General features: G+C 40.4%; 18 protein-coding genes, 2 rRNA genes and 1 pseudogene (1 of these 21 cut by a window edge). 8 read left to right on the top strand and 13 right to left on the bottom strand.

What is annotated here, in order from left to right; genetic code table 11:
- Positions 1 to 4: 4 nt before the first annotated feature.
- Both ACYVRH_RS01050 and ACYVRH_RS01045 read right to left on the bottom strand, forming a co-directional pair.
- Positions 5 to 751: a DUF6560 family protein gene (locus tag ACYVRH_RS01050; protein ID WP_461255073.1), complete on the bottom strand. Its 747-nt coding sequence runs from the start codon at positions 749 to 751 to the stop codon at positions 5 to 7.
- A 63-nt stretch (positions 752 to 814) separates the two neighbouring features.
- A complete protein-coding gene (locus ACYVRH_RS01045) occupies positions 815 to 1,582 on the bottom strand; it encodes a tetratricopeptide repeat protein (protein ID WP_461255072.1) in 768 nt (255 codons plus the stop codon).
- Positions 1,583 to 1,666: 84 nt separating this feature from the next.
- Between ACYVRH_RS01045 and ACYVRH_RS01040 the strand changes: the two genes are divergently transcribed.
- Entirely contained in the window at positions 1,667 to 2,533 is an 867-nt protein-coding gene (locus ACYVRH_RS01040; protein WP_461255071.1) for a Cof-type HAD-IIB family hydrolase, read from the top strand.
- A gap of 181 nt (positions 2,534 to 2,714) precedes the next feature.
- On the opposite strand, the gene ACYVRH_RS01035 is transcribed toward ACYVRH_RS01040, so the two are convergent.
- The 3 genes and pseudogenes from ACYVRH_RS01035 to ACYVRH_RS01025 form a co-directional block, all read right to left on the bottom strand.
- Positions 2,715 to 2,927 carry a hypothetical protein gene (locus tag ACYVRH_RS01035; RefSeq protein ID WP_461251195.1) on the bottom strand — a complete coding sequence of 71 codons (213 nt, stop codon included), beginning with the start codon at positions 2,925 to 2,927 and terminating at the stop codon, positions 2,715 to 2,717.
- A 220-nt stretch (positions 2,928 to 3,147) separates the two neighbouring features.
- Positions 3,148 to 3,555 (bottom strand): annotated as a pseudogene (locus ACYVRH_RS01030) (ORF6N domain-containing protein); the annotation flags it as partial.
- Between the two features lie 55 nt (positions 3,556 to 3,610).
- Positions 3,611 to 4,774 (bottom strand): pyridoxal phosphate-dependent aminotransferase, encoded by a 1,164-nt coding sequence (locus tag ACYVRH_RS01025; protein ID WP_461255070.1) that lies wholly within the window; start codon positions 4,772 to 4,774, stop codon positions 3,611 to 3,613.
- A gap of 271 nt (positions 4,775 to 5,045) precedes the next feature.
- Here ACYVRH_RS01025 and ACYVRH_RS01020 point away from each other — a divergent pair, with 271 nt between their 5' ends.
- Both ACYVRH_RS01020 and miaA read left to right on the top strand, forming a co-directional pair.
- The gene (locus ACYVRH_RS01020; protein ID WP_461246432.1) at positions 5,046 to 5,243 is read left to right on the top strand and encodes a DNA-directed RNA polymerase subunit omega; all 198 of its coding nucleotides are present in this window, start codon (positions 5,046 to 5,048) and stop codon (positions 5,241 to 5,243) included.
- Between the two features lie 5 nt (positions 5,244 to 5,248).
- The gene (gene miaA, locus ACYVRH_RS01015; RefSeq protein ID WP_461255069.1) at positions 5,249 to 6,223 is read left to right on the top strand and encodes a tRNA (adenosine(37)-N6)-dimethylallyltransferase MiaA; all 975 of its coding nucleotides are present in this window, start codon (positions 5,249 to 5,251) and stop codon (positions 6,221 to 6,223) included.
- 46 nt (positions 6,224 to 6,269) lie between these two features.
- On the opposite strand, the gene ACYVRH_RS01010 is transcribed toward miaA, so the two are convergent.
- The 3 genes from ACYVRH_RS01010 to ACYVRH_RS01000 all read right to left on the bottom strand — a co-directional run bounded on the left by ACYVRH_RS01010 (position 6,270) and on the right by ACYVRH_RS01000 (position 8,675).
- The gene (locus tag ACYVRH_RS01010; protein ID WP_461255068.1) at positions 6,270 to 7,337 is read right to left on the bottom strand and encodes a DMT family transporter; all 1,068 of its coding nucleotides are present in this window, start codon (positions 7,335 to 7,337) and stop codon (positions 6,270 to 6,272) included.
- Positions 7,338 to 7,345: 8 nt separating this feature from the next.
- Positions 7,346 to 8,203: a septal ring lytic transglycosylase RlpA family protein gene (locus tag ACYVRH_RS01005; protein WP_461255067.1), complete on the bottom strand. Its 858-nt coding sequence runs from the start codon at positions 8,201 to 8,203 to the stop codon at positions 7,346 to 7,348.
- A 163-nt stretch (positions 8,204 to 8,366) separates the two neighbouring features.
- Positions 8,367 to 8,675, bottom strand: a complete 309-nt coding sequence (locus ACYVRH_RS01000) for a helix-turn-helix domain-containing protein (protein WP_461255066.1) — start codon at positions 8,673 to 8,675, stop codon at positions 8,367 to 8,369.
- Between the two features lie 157 nt (positions 8,676 to 8,832).
- On the opposite strand from ACYVRH_RS01000, the gene ACYVRH_RS00995 reads away from it, so the two are divergent.
- The 5 genes from ACYVRH_RS00995 (at position 8,833) to ACYVRH_RS00975 (ending at position 13,109) form a co-directional block, all read left to right on the top strand.
- Positions 8,833 to 9,990, top strand: coding sequence for a PDDEXK-like family protein (locus tag ACYVRH_RS00995; RefSeq protein WP_461255065.1), 1,158 nt, complete (start codon positions 8,833 to 8,835; stop codon positions 9,988 to 9,990).
- 43 nt (positions 9,991 to 10,033) lie between these two features.
- Entirely contained in the window at positions 10,034 to 10,810 is a 777-nt protein-coding gene (locus tag ACYVRH_RS00990; protein WP_461255064.1) for a hypothetical protein, read from the top strand.
- A gap of 188 nt (positions 10,811 to 10,998) precedes the next feature.
- A complete protein-coding gene (locus tag ACYVRH_RS00985; RefSeq protein ID WP_461255063.1) occupies positions 10,999 to 11,661 on the top strand; it encodes a hypothetical protein in 663 nt (220 codons plus the stop codon).
- Between the two features lie 90 nt (positions 11,662 to 11,751).
- Positions 11,752 to 12,429: a hypothetical protein gene (locus ACYVRH_RS00980; protein ID WP_461255062.1), complete on the top strand. Its 678-nt coding sequence runs from the start codon at positions 11,752 to 11,754 to the stop codon at positions 12,427 to 12,429.
- Positions 12,429 to 13,109: a tetratricopeptide repeat protein gene (locus tag ACYVRH_RS00975; RefSeq protein WP_461255061.1), complete on the top strand. Its 681-nt coding sequence runs from the start codon at positions 12,429 to 12,431 to the stop codon at positions 13,107 to 13,109. The genes ACYVRH_RS00980 and ACYVRH_RS00975 overlap by 1 nt, the downstream gene beginning before the upstream one ends.
- A 109-nt stretch (positions 13,110 to 13,218) precedes the next feature.
- Here the strand turns inward: ACYVRH_RS00975 and ACYVRH_RS00970 are convergent, their stop codons facing one another.
- The 5 genes from ACYVRH_RS00970 to ACYVRH_RS00950 all read right to left on the bottom strand — a co-directional run.
- Positions 13,219 to 13,779 (bottom strand): hypothetical protein, encoded by a 561-nt coding sequence (locus tag ACYVRH_RS00970; protein ID WP_461255060.1) that lies wholly within the window; start codon positions 13,777 to 13,779, stop codon positions 13,219 to 13,221.
- Positions 13,780 to 13,856: 77 nt separating this feature from the next.
- On the bottom strand, positions 13,857 to 14,327 hold the full coding sequence (locus tag ACYVRH_RS00965; RefSeq protein WP_461255059.1) for a putative toxin-antitoxin system toxin component, PIN family: 471 nt from the start codon (positions 14,325 to 14,327) through the stop codon (positions 13,857 to 13,859).
- A complete protein-coding gene (locus ACYVRH_RS00960; RefSeq protein WP_461255058.1) occupies positions 14,308 to 14,538 on the bottom strand; it encodes a hypothetical protein in 231 nt (76 codons plus the stop codon). Before ACYVRH_RS00960 ends, ACYVRH_RS00965 begins: the two co-directional genes overlap by 20 nt.
- Before the next feature lie 138 nt (positions 14,539 to 14,676).
- Positions 14,677 to 14,792, bottom strand: a 5S ribosomal RNA gene (rrf, locus tag ACYVRH_RS00955).
- 89 nt (positions 14,793 to 14,881) lie between these two features.
- Positions 14,882 to 15,984, bottom strand: a 23S ribosomal RNA gene (locus ACYVRH_RS00950); it runs 1,829 nt beyond the window's last position.

Raw genomic sequence — 15,984 nt, 5'->3', positions numbered from 1 at the left:
CTCCTTATTTATACTCCCCACACCCTTTGCATATAGAAGAATTAGAACTATTTACTTGTTCGCATTTTTTACAAACCCACGTATCGCCTGACACGGGCGCAAATAACGGTTTATATCCTTGACTTTGACTTGTTCTTTCCTGAATTATTTCTTGAAATAAAGGTGAACGGCAATTAGGACATACTCTATCTGAAACAGAATATACGGTATTGCATTGCATGCATTTTTTACCAATTACAAAACGCGCAACTTTATCTTTTAAGCATGAAACCAAAACATTATAACCCGGACACGCGGATTTAACGGTAAAAAGCTTTTCCTCTTGATGATAGGCGGTAATATATTCTGTAAGCCCCGCATCCGTTTGTTTTATCCCCTGTTCTACTTTTGTAATATCGTCAATAGTAAAAGTTTTCTTTCTTCCAAGGTAAGCTCTGGACGTTATTTGATTTCCATTTACAACGATTTTAAATCTAAGCCATAGAAAAATACCGATAAGACCGAATAATGGTAAAAGCCACAATACCAACGCTTGCTTTAATTCTTTATCACTATCAAAATTAAAAGGAAAATCTACGTATCCTAATGCAGACGTAAACATTATGGTATAAATTATATAAAATATTAAGGTGCTTTTTTTATAGCGCACAATAAAATTATTCGGATCCATTTTACCTTCCGCATCGAATTCTATTTGCCTTATTTTTTTCGATATAACAATAATGAGAACAAAAACTGTGATAATAATCATTATCGCTATTCCAGCCGTTTGTTTGCTTCCTTTTTTGCTTTAATTTTTTTCATTTTATCCTTTTTAATTTTTTTCTTTTTTGGCTAATTCAAGATTCTGCCTTGCATATTCGTGATTCGGATCTGCTTTTAGCGTTGATTCAAAGTCCATAATTGCCTTGTCGTAGTCTTTTTTTAGGTAATACAAATAACCTCTATTGTTATACGCCATAGCAAAATTGGGGTACATTAGGATCACCTGGCTATAATCCGCGATTGCCTTGTCATAATCGCCCTTATTGGCGTAAGAATTGCCTCGGTTATAATAAGCCTCGCCATAATCTGATTTTAAACGGATTGCCTGTCCATAGTCCGCAATTGCCTTGTCGTAATCTCCTTTATCGGAATAAGCGTTGGCGCGGCTGAAATACACACCCGCTTCATTGGGATACAACAGAAGTACGCGGCCATAACCCGAAATTGCCATGTCGTAATCGCCTTTATTGGCATAGGCATTGGCGCGATCAAATAACGCATCGCCAAAGTCTGGTTTAAGCCGTATTGCCTGATTATAGTCCGCTATTGCCGAGTCAAAGTCGCCTTTTCTGGCATACGCGTTACCGCGATAGTAATACGCTTGCGCGTACTTGGGGTAAAGCTGCAACGCCTGCCCTAATTCAATAATTGCCTTGTCTAGTTCGCCATTAATGGCATACGCGTCAGCGCGCTTTAGATACTCTTCCGCCGCTAAGGGAGTTTGTCCCCATAAAACGGCGTTTGCGGCGGTTATTGCCAGTAACACCGCCAGACACAACGCTTTCATAACTTTCTTTGCTTTATTATCAGTATTCATTTCTATCCTCCATATATAAAAAATATTATATCACATTTTTCATTATAAGTTGAATAACTTATATTCTATCTGTATACTTGCGATATGAGAAGTTACGATCCAAAGAAAATCAGGGGGCTCGCGATAGACCTTGACGGAACCACATTACTGCCCGAAGGAGTCTTGGGAGACAGGACAAAAAAATGTTTGCAAAAACTTATTTCAAAAGGAATGCACATAATAATTTCGACCGGAAGGGCGATTGAAGCGTCGGAAAAATACAGGAGCGCGATTGGAACGGAAGGACCGATGGTTTTTTTTAACGGCGCGGAAGTAGCTGACGTTCCTTCAGGCAGAATGCTTCATACAAATTTGATAAGCCTTGACGTTGTCGATTTTGGAGCGAATTTAGCCCGCGAGCTTGAAATACATTATCAAGTTTATCTGCCCGCAGGAATTTCACCTGACAGCGGCAAACAGGATCCAAAACAAAGATGGGAAGCGTTATTAATAGAAAAATATGGTCCCGAAGCTGAGATGTATTACAAGCACACCGGGGTTAAAGCGGTAATAAAAGATTTAAAGAGCATTGCTTCCCTGCCGCTTGACGGCTGTATCAAGGGAATGTTTATCGCCGATCCTTCTCTGCACGATAAAGTGCGGCAAAAATTTAAAGAGCGTTTTGGCGATAAAATAAGCATAATGCGAAGTTATCCGACATTTTTGGAAGTCATAAACAACGGAGTTTCCAAGGGCGAAGGCCTAAGAATCGCGATGGAACACAGGGGGCTAAAACCCGAAGAAGTAATCGCCTTTGGAGACGAAGAAAACGACGTGCCTATGTTCTCTGTCGTGGGATTTGCCGGAGCCCCCGAAAACGCGAGAGAAAAAATCCGCGAACAGGCGGATTTGATTTACGGTCCAAATACGGAAGAAGGACTAGCGGTTTATCTTGAACAGGTTTTTTTGTAGGAAGAGAGACTAAGAATTCTACCACGAACTACATTAACAGTCGACGTCCAAAAAGAAAAATTTCTACCACGAACCACACGAACTGTACCTTCGGTACATTCACGAACTTTTTGCACATATCTTATCATTGTTTGTGTTGGTTCGTGGTAAAATTAAAACTTATTGGACAGCCCCCTGTTAATCATGCCTCGCCGTCGGCAAGGGTGCAGATGGCCTGCGCCCATTTCACATACTTGAGCTTCGCCAAGTCTGAAACGGTTTTTACCTTAAAGGCTTTTTTGAGCAAATCAGCATCACCTTCACTGATGCCGGAAAGCGCGTCTACCGGAGCGGCGGCGATTTCCTTGAATGTCATTTTTTCGTACTTCTTGTCTACAATTTTGTCGATGTTCATTTTTGTCCCCCATTTATATTTAGTATTTTCTGGTTTCTACCATTGTGTACATTTTATTATCTTATCTAAATTTTTGTCAAGGAAAAAATGATAGAATTATACCTCGAAATTATGATAAAAGCAGACGTCGGTAAGATATGCGTAAAAATTATTGGGATCTTAGTAAAAAACGATGAACGTAACTTTTCAAAATTAGCGCAATGTTGAGCCAGCAGAGTAATTAAAAACCAATTCTTTTAGTTTCCGGCGGCTTTTTAATAAGATTATTAAGAGCGATAATTATTTCATTCACCCGCTTATCATTTTTTTCGATATAGAGCATAAGCAGTTTGCGAAGTTCTGCTATTTGTTTATTTATATCTGATTTTGTACCTGACTTATCAAGCACATAATGTCTTAACTGTACAAAAGTCCGCATAATATTGACATTTACTTTTATCGCAATATCGCTATTCAAAAGCCCCGAAAGCATAGCTATTCCTTGTTCGGTAAACGCATAAGGCAAATATCTTAAACCGCCCCAACTTGAGGTGCCAATTTGGCACCTCAAGTTTTCACATTCTCTTTTAGTAAGCTGAAACATAAAATCAGATGGAAAACGTTTTTTATGTCTTTTTACAGTTCTATTAAGAAACTTGGTTTATACCTTATACAACACGGCAAGATCGCCGTCGAGCATAACTTTACTTTCTCATTCGCTCTTTCATTTTTTCCAATCTATTCAACGCTTCATAAAGAGTGTCGTTCTTTTTAGCGAAATGAAAACGTATCAGCGTATTTACGTCTTCTCGGAAAAAACTGGAACCGGGAACCGCTCCTACGCCTACCTTTTCAGCTAACTTCTCGCAAAAATCCAAATCGCTTTTATAGCCGTATTCTGAAATATCAAGCATTACATAGTATGCGCCTTCGGGATTTGTGTGCCGTATGCCGAGATCGTCTAACCCTTTAAGGAAAAGTTGCCGCCTCTCGGTATATTCACGTAACAGTTTTTCGTAGTATGCGGCGGGAAAACGCAATCCCACAACCGCCGCTTCTTGCAGGGGAGCCGCAGCGCCCACTGTTAAAAAGTCGTGTACTTTTTTTGCCACTTCAATAATTTCTTCCGTAGCGATGATATATCCCAACCGCCAACCGGTAATCGAATAAGTTTTAGAAAGTGAACTGCAAGAAATTGTCCGTTCAAACATACCGGGCAGGGACGCAATGTAGGTATGGGTATGGGGAGCGTAAACGATATGCTCATACACTTCATCGGTAATGATATATGCGTCATATTTTTTCGCAAGATCGGCGATTACTGTTAATTCGTCTCGTGTAAACGCTTTGCCGCAAGGGTTGGAAGGATTGCAAAGTATCAACGCTTTGGGGCGTTGCTTAAAAGCGGCTTCCAATTCATTCGCGTCAAAGTTGAACAAAGGCGGACGCAGAGGAACATAAATCGGCTCCGCCCCCGACAGAATCGTGTCCGCTCCGTAATTTTCATAAAACGGCGAAAACACAATCACCTTGTCGCCGGGGTTTGCGACAGTCATCATCGCAGCCATCATCGCCTCGGTACTGCCGCAAGTTACAACAATTTCACGCTGAGGGTCAATTTGCCTGCCCATCAATTTTGACTGCTTGTCGGAAAGAGCCTCGCGAAAATTTTGCGCTCCCCATGTAATGGAATACTGATGCGGCCCCGTATGCGCAATAGCCGCCAATCGGTCTAAAATTTCCTTTGGCGGATCAAAATCAGGAAACCCCTGCGAAAGATTAACCGCCCCATGTTTGAGCGATATGCGGGTCATGCGGCGAATAACGGAATCGGTAAACCCAGCCGTCCTGTCTGATAATTTACGCATAGTGAAAAAACTATAACGGCAATAAGAAAAAACAGCAAGGGCACTTTTACGTTAAGGTTTCTCACAAAGGACACAAAAGAAGAGAAGATCACAAAGAGGGAATAAGGGGTTGTTGTTTGTTATCTTATCGTGAAGTCCGCACATTGTCTTCGGACAAAAACCCCTGATCCCCTTTGTGTCCTTTGTTCCTTTGTGAGCTTTGTGTGAAATATTTCGAATAAAATCCTTCCAACCACTAGACATAAGTTGATAAATTCGCTATAAATTAGTTATGATATTTCCATTAAAAGAACTAATTGAGTACGGCGACAATATGTACGAAATAACCACTGCGGCTTCACGCAGGGCTTATCAGCTTTCTTCCGTGTTGGAAAAAGATGAAAAAGACGATTACGACGGCAAAATGGTCGCCCTTGCCGCCTTACAGGTTTTTACCAAAGAAGTCCAATTCCGTCTGGAAGCTGAATAGTACTTTTGGAAACCTCCGCTATTCCGGTATTAATTCTCTTTGGCCCTACAGCGTCAGGCAAAACCGGCATTCTCCTTCAACTTTTTAACTCCCAATCCAGCTTGCAAGCCGAGGTTATTTCCGCCGATTCCATGCAAGTCTACAGAGGCATGAACATCGGGACAGCCAAGCCTTCGGCTGACGAAAGAGCAAAGCTCCCCCACCATTTAATCGATATCCGCGACCCTAGCGAACAATTTAACGCAGGCGATTTCGTCCGTCTTGCCGATGAATCTTGTGCCGAAATTACCTCTCGCGGAAAACTCCCTGTAGTGTCGGGCGGAACGGGTTTTTATTTAAAAAACTTTATTTTAGGATTGAGCGAAGCTCCCCCCGGCGACAAATTGCTCCGTGAACAATTAAGACGTGAATTAAACGAAAAAGGAGCAGCGTCTCTTATGGAAGAACTTGCCTCCTGCGACAGCGTGAGTGCGAATCGCATCCACATAAATGACGAGTACCGTCTTCTTCGCGCTCTGGAAGTTTTCCGCTCCTGCGGCAAGCCCCTTTCATCTTTTGAAGCCAACGCCGCTAAAAACCGTTCCAAATTTAACTTTCTTGTAATAGGCCTTTCCCGCCCCAGAGAAGAACTGTACCACCGAATAAACTTACGTTGCGCCGATATGTTCAAACAGGGTCTTGCCGCCGAGGTAAGTTCGCTTTTCAAGTCAGGCTACACGCCCGAAGACCCGGGTTTGCGAGCCATCGGCTACAGAGAATTTTTTGTCGAAGCGGCACAAGACGGCGATTTTTCCGCAGACAAACAAAGCAAGTGGCGGCTTTCGCAGGATACCGAAGGGGTGCAAGCATTAGTCGCCCAAAACAGCCGCCGTTACGCAAAACGTCAAATCACTTTTTTTCCGGGTATTCCCAATGGTAATTGGATAGAACCTGGGCGCGATGATGTGGAGACGGCGGAGAGAATTAAAGCATTACTCTAAAATTTTTATCAGAATATTTCACACAAAGAACACAAAGGGACAAAGATCACAAAGAGGGATCAGGGGTATTGTCCGTTATCTTATTCGCCTTAACAATCACATCCCACTGAGTAGCCAACATCCCGGCAAGCATCAGAATAAATCCCAACAATGACCATAAACTGATTTTCTCGGAAAGCAATAACACTCCTCCAAGAGCAGCAAAGCATCCTTCAAAACATAGGATTATAACCGCATGGGCGGGAGGCGCGTCTCTTTGGGCGACTACTTGAAGAGTATAGGCAATTCCTACAGAGCCAAGTCCGCCATAGAGGATTGGAATTAACATCTGTAAAGAAAGACGCAGAGCGCCATTTTTAAAAGCGGCAATAAGAGTGGGAAAAGGCAGCCATTTAAAAAGACCTTTATCAAGCAATGAGGGATTAATTTTTTCTACAGCGGAAGTAATGTGAGGTTCAATAAAAATTGCGCCTAACAGCATTAATACTCCGCAGACCGCAAACTGCCCGGCGGAAAGTTCTATGGGATCAATGGAAATATTACGCTGAATATCAACATTCATAAATCTATCGATAAGCAGAACATGCGCGGTCCATAAAAATGCGCTAATAACGGTAATTATATCACCGGGATTAATTGAAGAACGGCCAGCGGCGCTGACAAAGTAAAGTCCTGTAAGAGTCAGAACGGAACCAATCCAAGTTGGAAGTCCGGTTTTTCTTCCCAGAAAAATTCCCACAATCGGGGTAAATACAACATAAAGCCCCGTAATAAAACCGGCGTTCCCGGCTGTAGTAAAAATCAAACCAAACTGTTGAAGAATTACGGCTATAAAAAGACAGCTTCCCGCCGCAAGAGAAGCCTTTAATAAATAAATAAGCGACAGCCGCGATGGCCTCGACTCTGAAGAAGCCTCTTTTTTTCGCCTGATAAGAATAAGCGGAACAAGCGAGAGGCTTCCTAAAATAAAACGAATTCCGTTAAATGCAAAAGGCCCAAAATATTCCATTCCTGAAAGTTGGGCTACAAACCCAAAACCCCAGATAGCCGCAGTAAGAATCAGAAGAAAATCCGCCCGTAATGCGGAACGGCTGATAAGAGGTTTATTATTCATAAAAATTATCAGTTTTCTTCTTTAATTATCGCTTCCCTAAAACCGGCAGCGCTGATTTTTTCTGCGGTTAATCGCACGTCGCTTCCGCGAACTCCGGCTACTACCACGCGGTAAAATTCAATATTATCTCCGTTAATAAATCGTTCATAAGCGGGGTTTAGTCCTGAAGCTTTTAATTTATCAAACGCCTCAACCGCGTTTTTTGCGTTCTTAAAAGAGCCAACCTGCAAGCGGTAATTTTTTCCAGCTACAATATTCATTTCCGGCGTTAATTTAATTTGATTAGCAGGGATAATAACAGTAACAGGCTGAGAAACAATTACAGGCGCGGTTTGAACAGGAGTATTTTGAATCGGCGCAGTTGGAACAGAAATAGTTTGAATTGGCGCGTTTTGAGCGGTTACGGGAGGAGTAACAACGGGTGTGGCGGACTGGGAAGTAATCACTGGAGCAGCCATTTGCGTCCCCAAAACAGGGGTTGATACGACGATCTTATCTAGACTTTCAACGGTAACAGGCGCGGTTCCCGTAACAATCATATCAAGCTTTTCAGCCGCAGCCCTTGACACATCGATTATTCTCGCCGGAACAAAGGGACCGCGATCATTTACCCTTACCGTTACGCTCTTTTTATTATGTTGATTTGTAACAACAAGCATAGTGCCAAAGGGCAAGCTTGGATGAGCCGCCGTCATCTGCGAAGCGTCAAAAATTTCCCCCGACGCGGTCGGGCGACCCTCAAATTCCCTGCCATACCACGATGCTATTCCTTCCTGACGGAAAACATCCGTCCCCTCGGCCAGTAATTGAAACGGGACAATTACTGACAAAAACAAAATGGCTAAAAATAAATAATTCTTTTTCATATCGTTAATATCGGCATATTACTTTTTACTCTGTAATTCTATAAAGACAAAAAAATGCCCTCAAAAAGAGGGGGAAAACGGCAAAAAGGAGCTTCCCTCACACGCTAGTGTAATTTATTCATTAATTAGCAAATGGTTTAACTATGAGGCAATGGGTATTTGTTCATTTTTTCCCAATTTCGATAACCGCTGCCCTTAAAAATTTGTCAAATTGGGACAATAAATCCTCATGGATTTCCGATACCGATTCTGACGGATAGTTATTCATAGAAAAAAGGTTTGGAGCGTCGATTTTTAATGCCTTTGCCAAGCGTTCTATCATATTAAACGACGGAGTACGGCGCTCAGCTTCTATCATGGCAATATAAGTAGGGGCTGTATTTATCATCTCCGCCAGTTTTTCCTGAGTTAATCCTAAAGATTTCCTACGGGCTTTTATATTAGAGGCTAAAATCGACTTTAAATATACCATATTATACCCTACAGCCAATAGTTAAATAATATACATTTGGTTATTTTTTTAGATAAACTATTTGCAGAAACTTCTATCATGTGGTATATTTATAGTGTAAAAACAACAGTAAAAGGAGTTTTTTACGGATAAAACACTGGAAAATAACGTTTGTCAATTGTTGACTGAAGTCGCAGGGGTCAGGAAACGCTTTGAGGAGGAGTGGCGGAAGACAGGAGAGAAATATAACCTCTTCATGGTTGCCGGAATCGCCCACAAAGAAGTCATCATGTGCCGTGTCCTCGCTGACTTGCTTGATCCGCAGGGCAAACACTGTCAAGGAAGCCGATACCTTAGCTTGTTTTGGGAGACCATATCACCAAAATTACCGGAGCGGCTTGAGCTTATTATCAAAGACACGAAGGTAACGGCAGAGTATGTCATTGATGAAAACCGCCGCATTGACATTACCCTTGAGGATGGCAGGGTTTTCGTACCCATCGAAGTTAAAATTTGGGCGGGAGACCAGCCAAAACAGGTGGCAGATTACTACGAATTTGCAAAAAAGAAAAACAACGTTAATGTTCCGGTACTCTACCTAACCGTTGACGGACATGAGCCATCGGATTTTTCAAAAGCCGGTGTCGGCAAGAATAATTACGTGCCGCTCTCTTTCAGGGACGACATTCTCGCATGGCTTGATGCGTGTGAACTGGAGAATACGCCGGAAACAACGGTTCCAGTGCGGGAGAACCTGCGGCAACTAATTGCGGCGATAAAATCGCTGTGCGGAAAATCGGAGGATGCAAAAATGGAAAACGAGATTTTTGAACTGATCACCAAGAATGATGACTCAGTACGGGCGGCGCTTGATATAAGCCGCAATATGGATTTTAACAAAAAAGTATTGGAGGAGTTCAAGGAACACATTACAAAACTAGTGCAAGATAAGTTCACGCCCCCTGTTGCTGTGTTTCGCCCCAACAATGGCGATGGTTGGGATATGATTCAAATTGAAATCATGGGCGGGGATTACATTCTTGATGTGAATTATGATTGGAAAAGTTTTGAAATAGAATGTTGCATCGAAAATGAAAAAGAACGCAATCCACAGATTGAGGTTCGCATGAAAGATGAAATGGTTAATTTCACAAAATGTAAAAATGAAAAAAATGACAAAGTTTTTTCCATCTGTACAAATCGATATCCCTTTAAGGAACCTGTAGACGAAGATTTGTATTTCTACAGACTCGCCAAGTTGTATACAGAGCATCCGCAGGAAGTGGCAGATAAAATCATTGATATTGCCCTCGCACTTGAAGGCGTGAAGGGATAAATATGGAACATTGCGGCATCTTGCCTAAGGAGAAAATTCTGAAATGGTTATTTGTTTAAAATGCGGAAAGGAACAGACACGGCGTTCAGGGGCAGGGTGTGAATACGATCTTGTTATAGATAATGTAAGTGCGGATAAAAGTTTACACGCATGGATGGATCGTGATGAATTCATCAATGAAATCCGTGAAAAACTTCTTCCGTTTATCAAAGAACGCATTGCGGATTTGCAGAGAAAACTTGCCAAAAACAAAAAAAAGCTAGATGAGCTACAAGCGGCGTATGCCGTGTATCTCAATGAAGAACTTCCTCGAGATGCGAAACGCTTGTTCATATCTGAAATGATCGGGAGCGTCATAGGTGTTGTGGTAGGTATTTTGCTTATCTTATTCCCTTTCAAATGGCTTATTTCAATAATTTTAAATATTTTAAATGAGTTTGGCCTTAAGATTCATCCCTTCATCGTTTTACTAATGCAAGTTTTAATGCTAGTTTTAATGCTAGTATACGTGGTTTATTTCATTAGGAAGCCCATAGTAAAATATTTAAAAACTATAGACTGTGCGAAATCACAATCACAAGAGTATGCCGATAAACTTGCCAATGAATGGGTCGATAAACTCGCACGCAAATGGCTTGACGACAATGGGCTTAATAAGTTGAGGTCCGATATTGAGTACAATATTATAATGTTTGAGGCTCGCATCAAAAACGCGGAACGCGCGCTAGTTGGAAGTGATGAAGAATTACTAGATTTTTACAACGAGGACAAGAAGACTAAAAGCTGGTACATTGGAAAAATTTATGAAGGGGCATGGTAATGGAGACGCAGGGGGAGCCATGCACGGTTTTTTTTACAAACAAGGAAAAGTTCTTTTGTTTGCTTATATAAGTTATGTGCCATATAACCTGAAATTTTGGGTAAAATTATTTTATTAAAATAATCCAAAAAATGGTTTTATGAATTTATACACATAAAACATTGGTTACCAATGTAAAGGAGAAAAAAATGGGAGAAATGATAGTATGTCCAGAATGTGGTAGGACGTTTCATCACCTGCATCATGCAGCAGGGAATACTGCATATTGTTCAGATGGATGCTATCGAAAAGCGAAAGCAGCGAATAAAGCTAAGGAAGCTGAGACTGCTGAGGCTGCTTCGAGGTCTATTGCAAACATAGGATATTTACTTAAACTGATTGGAATTGTATTTGTAGCACTGGTGGTAGCGATTACATTTCTTTTTTATAAATTTCCAAAATTTTTATATGGAAAAAATAAAAAGTTCTTGTATGCCTATATTATTACTTGGGCAGTTCTTATTGCTGGTACAGTAATTTATTTTTCATTTTTTTCCCCAGAAGCAGTTTCCGGTATTAAGACCAAAATTGTTTCAGCTACTTGTGAAACAGATGAAAAATTTGTTTCAATTGCCAAAGAAGCTGTCTCTGGATTATCAATAACCGTACTCGAAGGTGAAGAATTTACTACTTATTCTCAGTTAGCTCTTAATACAGTAAAAGAGAGGAATAAGACTTATAGCTTTAATAATTCTGTATTTTTTGTGAGGCTTCCAGATAGCGTAAATGTTTATCTTTGGTTCAAAACTAAAGACGATATAAGAGCTTTTGTATATAAAACAAATGAAGTTGGCAAAGAGAAGTCTAAGTAGACATTTACGCCTCTATTTCTGGTTTGTGAATTATTGCGTAAAAAAACTAATTTTGGATACAGTATAAACTCTATCCTAAGGAGAAAATGAATGTTTTTGAAAAGGCTATTTGTTTTTTTTGTACTATTTATTATTTTAGGAAATTTATTTGTTTCATGTAGTTCAATAATAGCTATGTATGGAATACCTGAACCACAAGAAAAAGAATCTGTGGTAAGGAAGAAAATAACAAAGGCAGTTGATAAAGCCTCTTCAGAGTTAATTAAAAAATTACCCGAAAAAATAAGAATTGCCGTTATATCCGGCAGTTCTTCAGCAGATAGTAATGATCAACAGATAGTAATAAACTTATTAAAATCCCAAGGGTACTCTGATGCTGATGCTCGCTCTCTTGTTCAAAAAATGGATAAGCAAACATTAACAACATTGGCTGCACAAGCAAGATATGCCGCACAATTAAATGCACAAGGAAATTATCAAACAAATAGTTATGCTGATTATGCCATTGAAGATTTAGAATATAATCTGGTGAACGTTGGTTTTAGGCTGGTGGATCGTCAGCAAATTGAAAGAATACGTAATGAACAAAATTTTCAAACTTCCGGGAACGTTGATGACAATTCGGCTGTTAGTATCGGAAAAATGTCAGGCGCTAATGCGGTTGTTATAATTACTGTAAATTATGCAGACGGTTCCGGTCGTCTTACATTAAAGGCATTAAATGTTCAAACAGCCGAAATTATAACTATGGCAAGGCAGGAATTTTGATGAATAAACGAGATATTGCAAATAGGATAAAAGCGCAATTAGCTTGCGAAAAAGGGAAAAAATTCAGACATAATGACGAATATGAAAAATCAATCAAAAAATTCACAGAAGCCATAAATATTGATCCTGATAACGCTTTTGCGTATGGCGGTAGAGGCTCTACTCACGCATTAAATGGGCAAGATGATTTGGCGATTGAAGATTTTACTAAATCCATAAAAATCATGGAAGGTAATCTCGCATGGCTTTACGGAAACAGAGGAATGTGTTATGAATTTAAAGAGCAATATGATAAGGCTATTGAGGATTATAATGTAGCTATAAAACTTTCTCCAGATGATCCCATTCATTATGAAAACCGTGGATTCGCTTATGAAAAAAAAGAGCGATATGATTTAGCGATTGAAAGTTATACTGAACAAATAAAGCTTGAACAAAGCACGTTAGCTTATAATCTTCGGGCGTTAGCGTATGAAAAAACCGGACAATATGAATTAGCAATTAATGATTTTAGTGAAGCCATTAAATTAGAACCTGATAATGCTGATACTTACGCGTGGCGTGGATATATTTATATAGAATTAGGAAAAAAAGAGCTTGCAAAACAAGATTTTGATAAAGCCTTTAGTCTGGATCCGGAAAATGAAACAGCGAAGGATTTTGTAAAGAAATTGAATTAATAAGAATTTTGACAAAATATTATTTCTCTAGCATTGGGCACGCAACGTAGCTGATACCAAAATTCCATCTAGTTTGGGGAAGTGGGTAGTATGCGAAGAAAGCGGGCTGCTACCCACTTCCTCTTTTACTATTTCTAATTTGTTCTAAAATATTTACTATAAGTAACCCTTCTATATTATCAGTATTTATTCCATAATTTTTTTTTATTTTTTCTTTTGCTGTTAATTTAGATTCATCTGCCCAACAAAAATCATATAATGAAGAAATATCCGAAATAAACATTTCCATATAATTCAAATCAAATATTTTATCAAAAAATTCTATTGCCTCTACTTCATAATTATCAATTTTTGAACTACTTGCGAATACTATAGCCATTTTTTTCCCTGGTCTTAGGAGTTTCTTATTTTCCGATTTATGTTTTTCAAATTTATTTTTTAACTTCAAAAACGCTTCTTCTTTTGTATTTCCACTTCCGCTCATCGTATACCAGTTAATAATCCTTGCATTCCAAGGATAAATTTTAATATTCATTTTTGAAACATCAACAGGTTTTTGTTTTATATATTCTATGGGATAATTTTTTAAATTCCAATCTTTACAAGTGTAAGATAAAATATATTTTATTAATACCTTAAACGGTCTGGAAATATTTGTTAACTTATTCATTCAATTAATTCACCATTTATTGGGAGTAATGTCAATATGACAAATTGTTCTTATGAGAGGTACAATGCCCCCTTACGCTATTGAAATGTATGCCTAATAACTAAATTGGTTCGTGGTATAAAAAAACAATCTATCGGTTTATAATTTTCCCAATAATCTTTTGGCGTTACAATTTTGGTTTGCTTGTACAGAGGAAAAGTAAAATCATTGGTATTTCCAGTTATCACAAAATCTGCACCACATTCGTCGGCAAGTTCCAGTATCTTGTTGTCATCTTTGTCTGAAACCAGATGAAGAGTTAGTTTGGGGTTATAACGAGCTGCTTTTATTTCAATATTGGCTAAAACGGCTCTTGCTTTTGTGGTAAATCCCTGAAATTGCACAAATTTTGGACGTTCCAGTACGGCATAGTATTCTGCCATAAGCGGCGGTGAAATACATAGACATATTTTATCTTCAATAAACAAATCAAAAATTATACGATAAGGATAACTCTTTTGAATTAGCGAAGAAACTATTACATTGGTATCAATTATAATTTTTTGCATTTCTGCGGACAGCCTGAACTTCTGATGTAATATCTTCCGTTGTCATGGAAGAAATACCGCAAATATCCGCTTGGGTAATTGCGGCGTTCATATTTTCTCTCATTATTTCCTTGCTGACAATATCAACAAAATCCGAGAAGGACAATACATTATTGGTTAAGCCAAATTTGTTATATTCTACGTCAGATATGGCAACATTAAGCGTTTTCATAAATAGAATATAATAAAAATATCTTTTTTTTTCAAGAATATAAAGACAAAAAAAATACCCCCAAGGGGGGTTGGGGGTAAGAAAAGCGGAGTTTTTTTATTTTAAGCAAAACTCCACGCTGGCAAATAAATAAAAAAAGCCCGGCAATGACCTACTTTCCCGCACCTTAGAGATGCAGTATCATCGGCGCGGGAGGGCTTAACTTCCGTGTTCGGAAAGGGAACGGGTGTGCCACCTCCGCAATAATCACCGGGCATCTGACCACTAAAATGCTCAAAGAAATATTATCAAAAATAATAAACATTTATAAAGCATTTTAGTGGTCAGATAAAAGAACAATAATATGGTCAAGCCTCACGGCAGATTAGTATTGGTCGGCTGAACATGTTACCATGCTTAGACCTCCAACCTATCGACCAGGTAGTCTTCCTGGTACCTTTAGGGGGGTTAAACCCCCAGGGATGGTTTATCTTGAGGAGGGCTTCCCGCTTAGATGCCTTCAGCGGTTATCCCGTCCCGACGTAGCTACCCGGCACTTGCCCCTGGCGGGACAACCGGTACACCAGCGGTCGGTCCATTTCGGTCCTCTCGTACTAAAAACAGCTCCTCTCAACCATCCAACGCCCATGGCAGATAGGGACCGAACTGTCTCGCGACGTTCTGAACCCAGCTCACGTACCGCTTTAAATGGCGAACAGCCATACCCTTGGGACCTGCTTCAGCCCCAGGATGCGATGAGCCGACATCGAGGTGCCAAACCTTCCCGTCGATGTGGACTCTTGGGGAAGATCAGCCTGTTATCCCCGGAGTACCTTTTATCCGTTAAGTGACGGCGCTTCCACTCGCTGCCGCCAGATCACTAAGACCTACTTTCGTACCTGCTCGGTCTGTCAACCTCGCAGTCAAGCCTCCTTGTGCCTTTACACTCATGCGCCGATTTCCAACCGGCGCGAGGAGACCTTCGCGCACCTCCGTTACTCTTTTGGAGGCGACCGCCCCAGTCAAACCGCCTGCCTATCACTGTCCCCGGCCCGGATTCACGGGTCGGGTTAGAAACCTAATCAAACAAGGGTGGTATTTCACCATTGACTCCACACAAGCTAACGCCCATGCTTCAAAGTCTCCCACCTATCCTACACATGTCTAATCAAGTCCCCATGATAAGTTACGGTGAAGGTTCACGGGGTCTTTCCGTCTAACCACGGGTAACCGGCATCTTTACCGGTACTTAAATTTCACCGAGTCTCGCGTTGAGACAGCTCCCAGATCGTTACACCTTTCGTGCGGGTCGGAACTTACCCGACAAGGAATTTCGCTACCTTAGGACCGTTATAGTTACGGCCGCCGTTTACCGGGGCTTCAGTTCACAGCTTCTCCTTACGGATAACCGCTCCCCTTAACCTTCCGGCACCGGGCAGGTGTCAGCCCCTATACATCCCATTGCTG

The organism is Treponema sp. R80B11-R83G3 (assembly GCF_054786115.1).
Note: the sequence above shows the minus strand (reverse complement) of the source record. Positions and strands in the feature narration are given on the sequence as shown.

Coding starts and splice junctions, on each gene's coding strand:
- ACYVRH_RS01050 (WP_461255073.1), bottom strand. CDS start 751: ATGATTATTATCACAGTTTTTGTTCTCATTATTGTTATATCGAAAAAA.
- ACYVRH_RS01045 (WP_461255072.1), bottom strand. CDS start 1,582: ATGAATACTGATAATAAAGCAAAGAAAGTTATGAAAGCGTTGTGTCTG.
- ACYVRH_RS01040 (WP_461255071.1), top strand. CDS start 1,667: ATGAGAAGTTACGATCCAAAGAAAATCAGGGGGCTCGCGATAGACCTT.
- ACYVRH_RS01035 (WP_461251195.1), bottom strand. CDS start 2,927: ATGAACATCGACAAAATTGTAGACAAGAAGTACGAAAAAATGACATTC.
- ACYVRH_RS01025 (WP_461255070.1), bottom strand. CDS start 4,774: ATGCGTAAATTATCAGACAGGACGGCTGGGTTTACCGATTCCGTTATT.
- ACYVRH_RS01020 (WP_461246432.1), top strand. CDS start 5,046: ATGATATTTCCATTAAAAGAACTAATTGAGTACGGCGACAATATGTAC.
- ACYVRH_RS01010 (WP_461255068.1), bottom strand. CDS start 7,337: ATGAATAATAAACCTCTTATCAGCCGTTCCGCATTACGGGCGGATTTT.
- ACYVRH_RS01005 (WP_461255067.1), bottom strand. CDS start 8,203: ATGAAAAAGAATTATTTATTTTTAGCCATTTTGTTTTTGTCAGTAATT.
- ACYVRH_RS01000 (WP_461255066.1), bottom strand. CDS start 8,675: ATGGTATATTTAAAGTCGATTTTAGCCTCTAATATAAAAGCCCGTAGG.
- ACYVRH_RS00990 (WP_461255064.1), top strand. CDS start 10,034: ATGGTTATTTGTTTAAAATGCGGAAAGGAACAGACACGGCGTTCAGGG.
- ACYVRH_RS00985 (WP_461255063.1), top strand. CDS start 10,999: ATGGGAGAAATGATAGTATGTCCAGAATGTGGTAGGACGTTTCATCAC.
- ACYVRH_RS00980 (WP_461255062.1), top strand. CDS start 11,752: ATGTTTTTGAAAAGGCTATTTGTTTTTTTTGTACTATTTATTATTTTA.
- ACYVRH_RS00975 (WP_461255061.1), top strand. CDS start 12,429: ATGAATAAACGAGATATTGCAAATAGGATAAAAGCGCAATTAGCTTGC.
- ACYVRH_RS00970 (WP_461255060.1), bottom strand. CDS start 13,779: ATGAATAAGTTAACAAATATTTCCAGACCGTTTAAGGTATTAATAAAA.
- ACYVRH_RS00965 (WP_461255059.1), bottom strand. CDS start 14,327: ATGCAAAAAATTATAATTGATACCAATGTAATAGTTTCTTCGCTAATT.
- ACYVRH_RS00960 (WP_461255058.1), bottom strand. CDS start 14,538: ATGAAAACGCTTAATGTTGCCATATCTGACGTAGAATATAACAAATTT.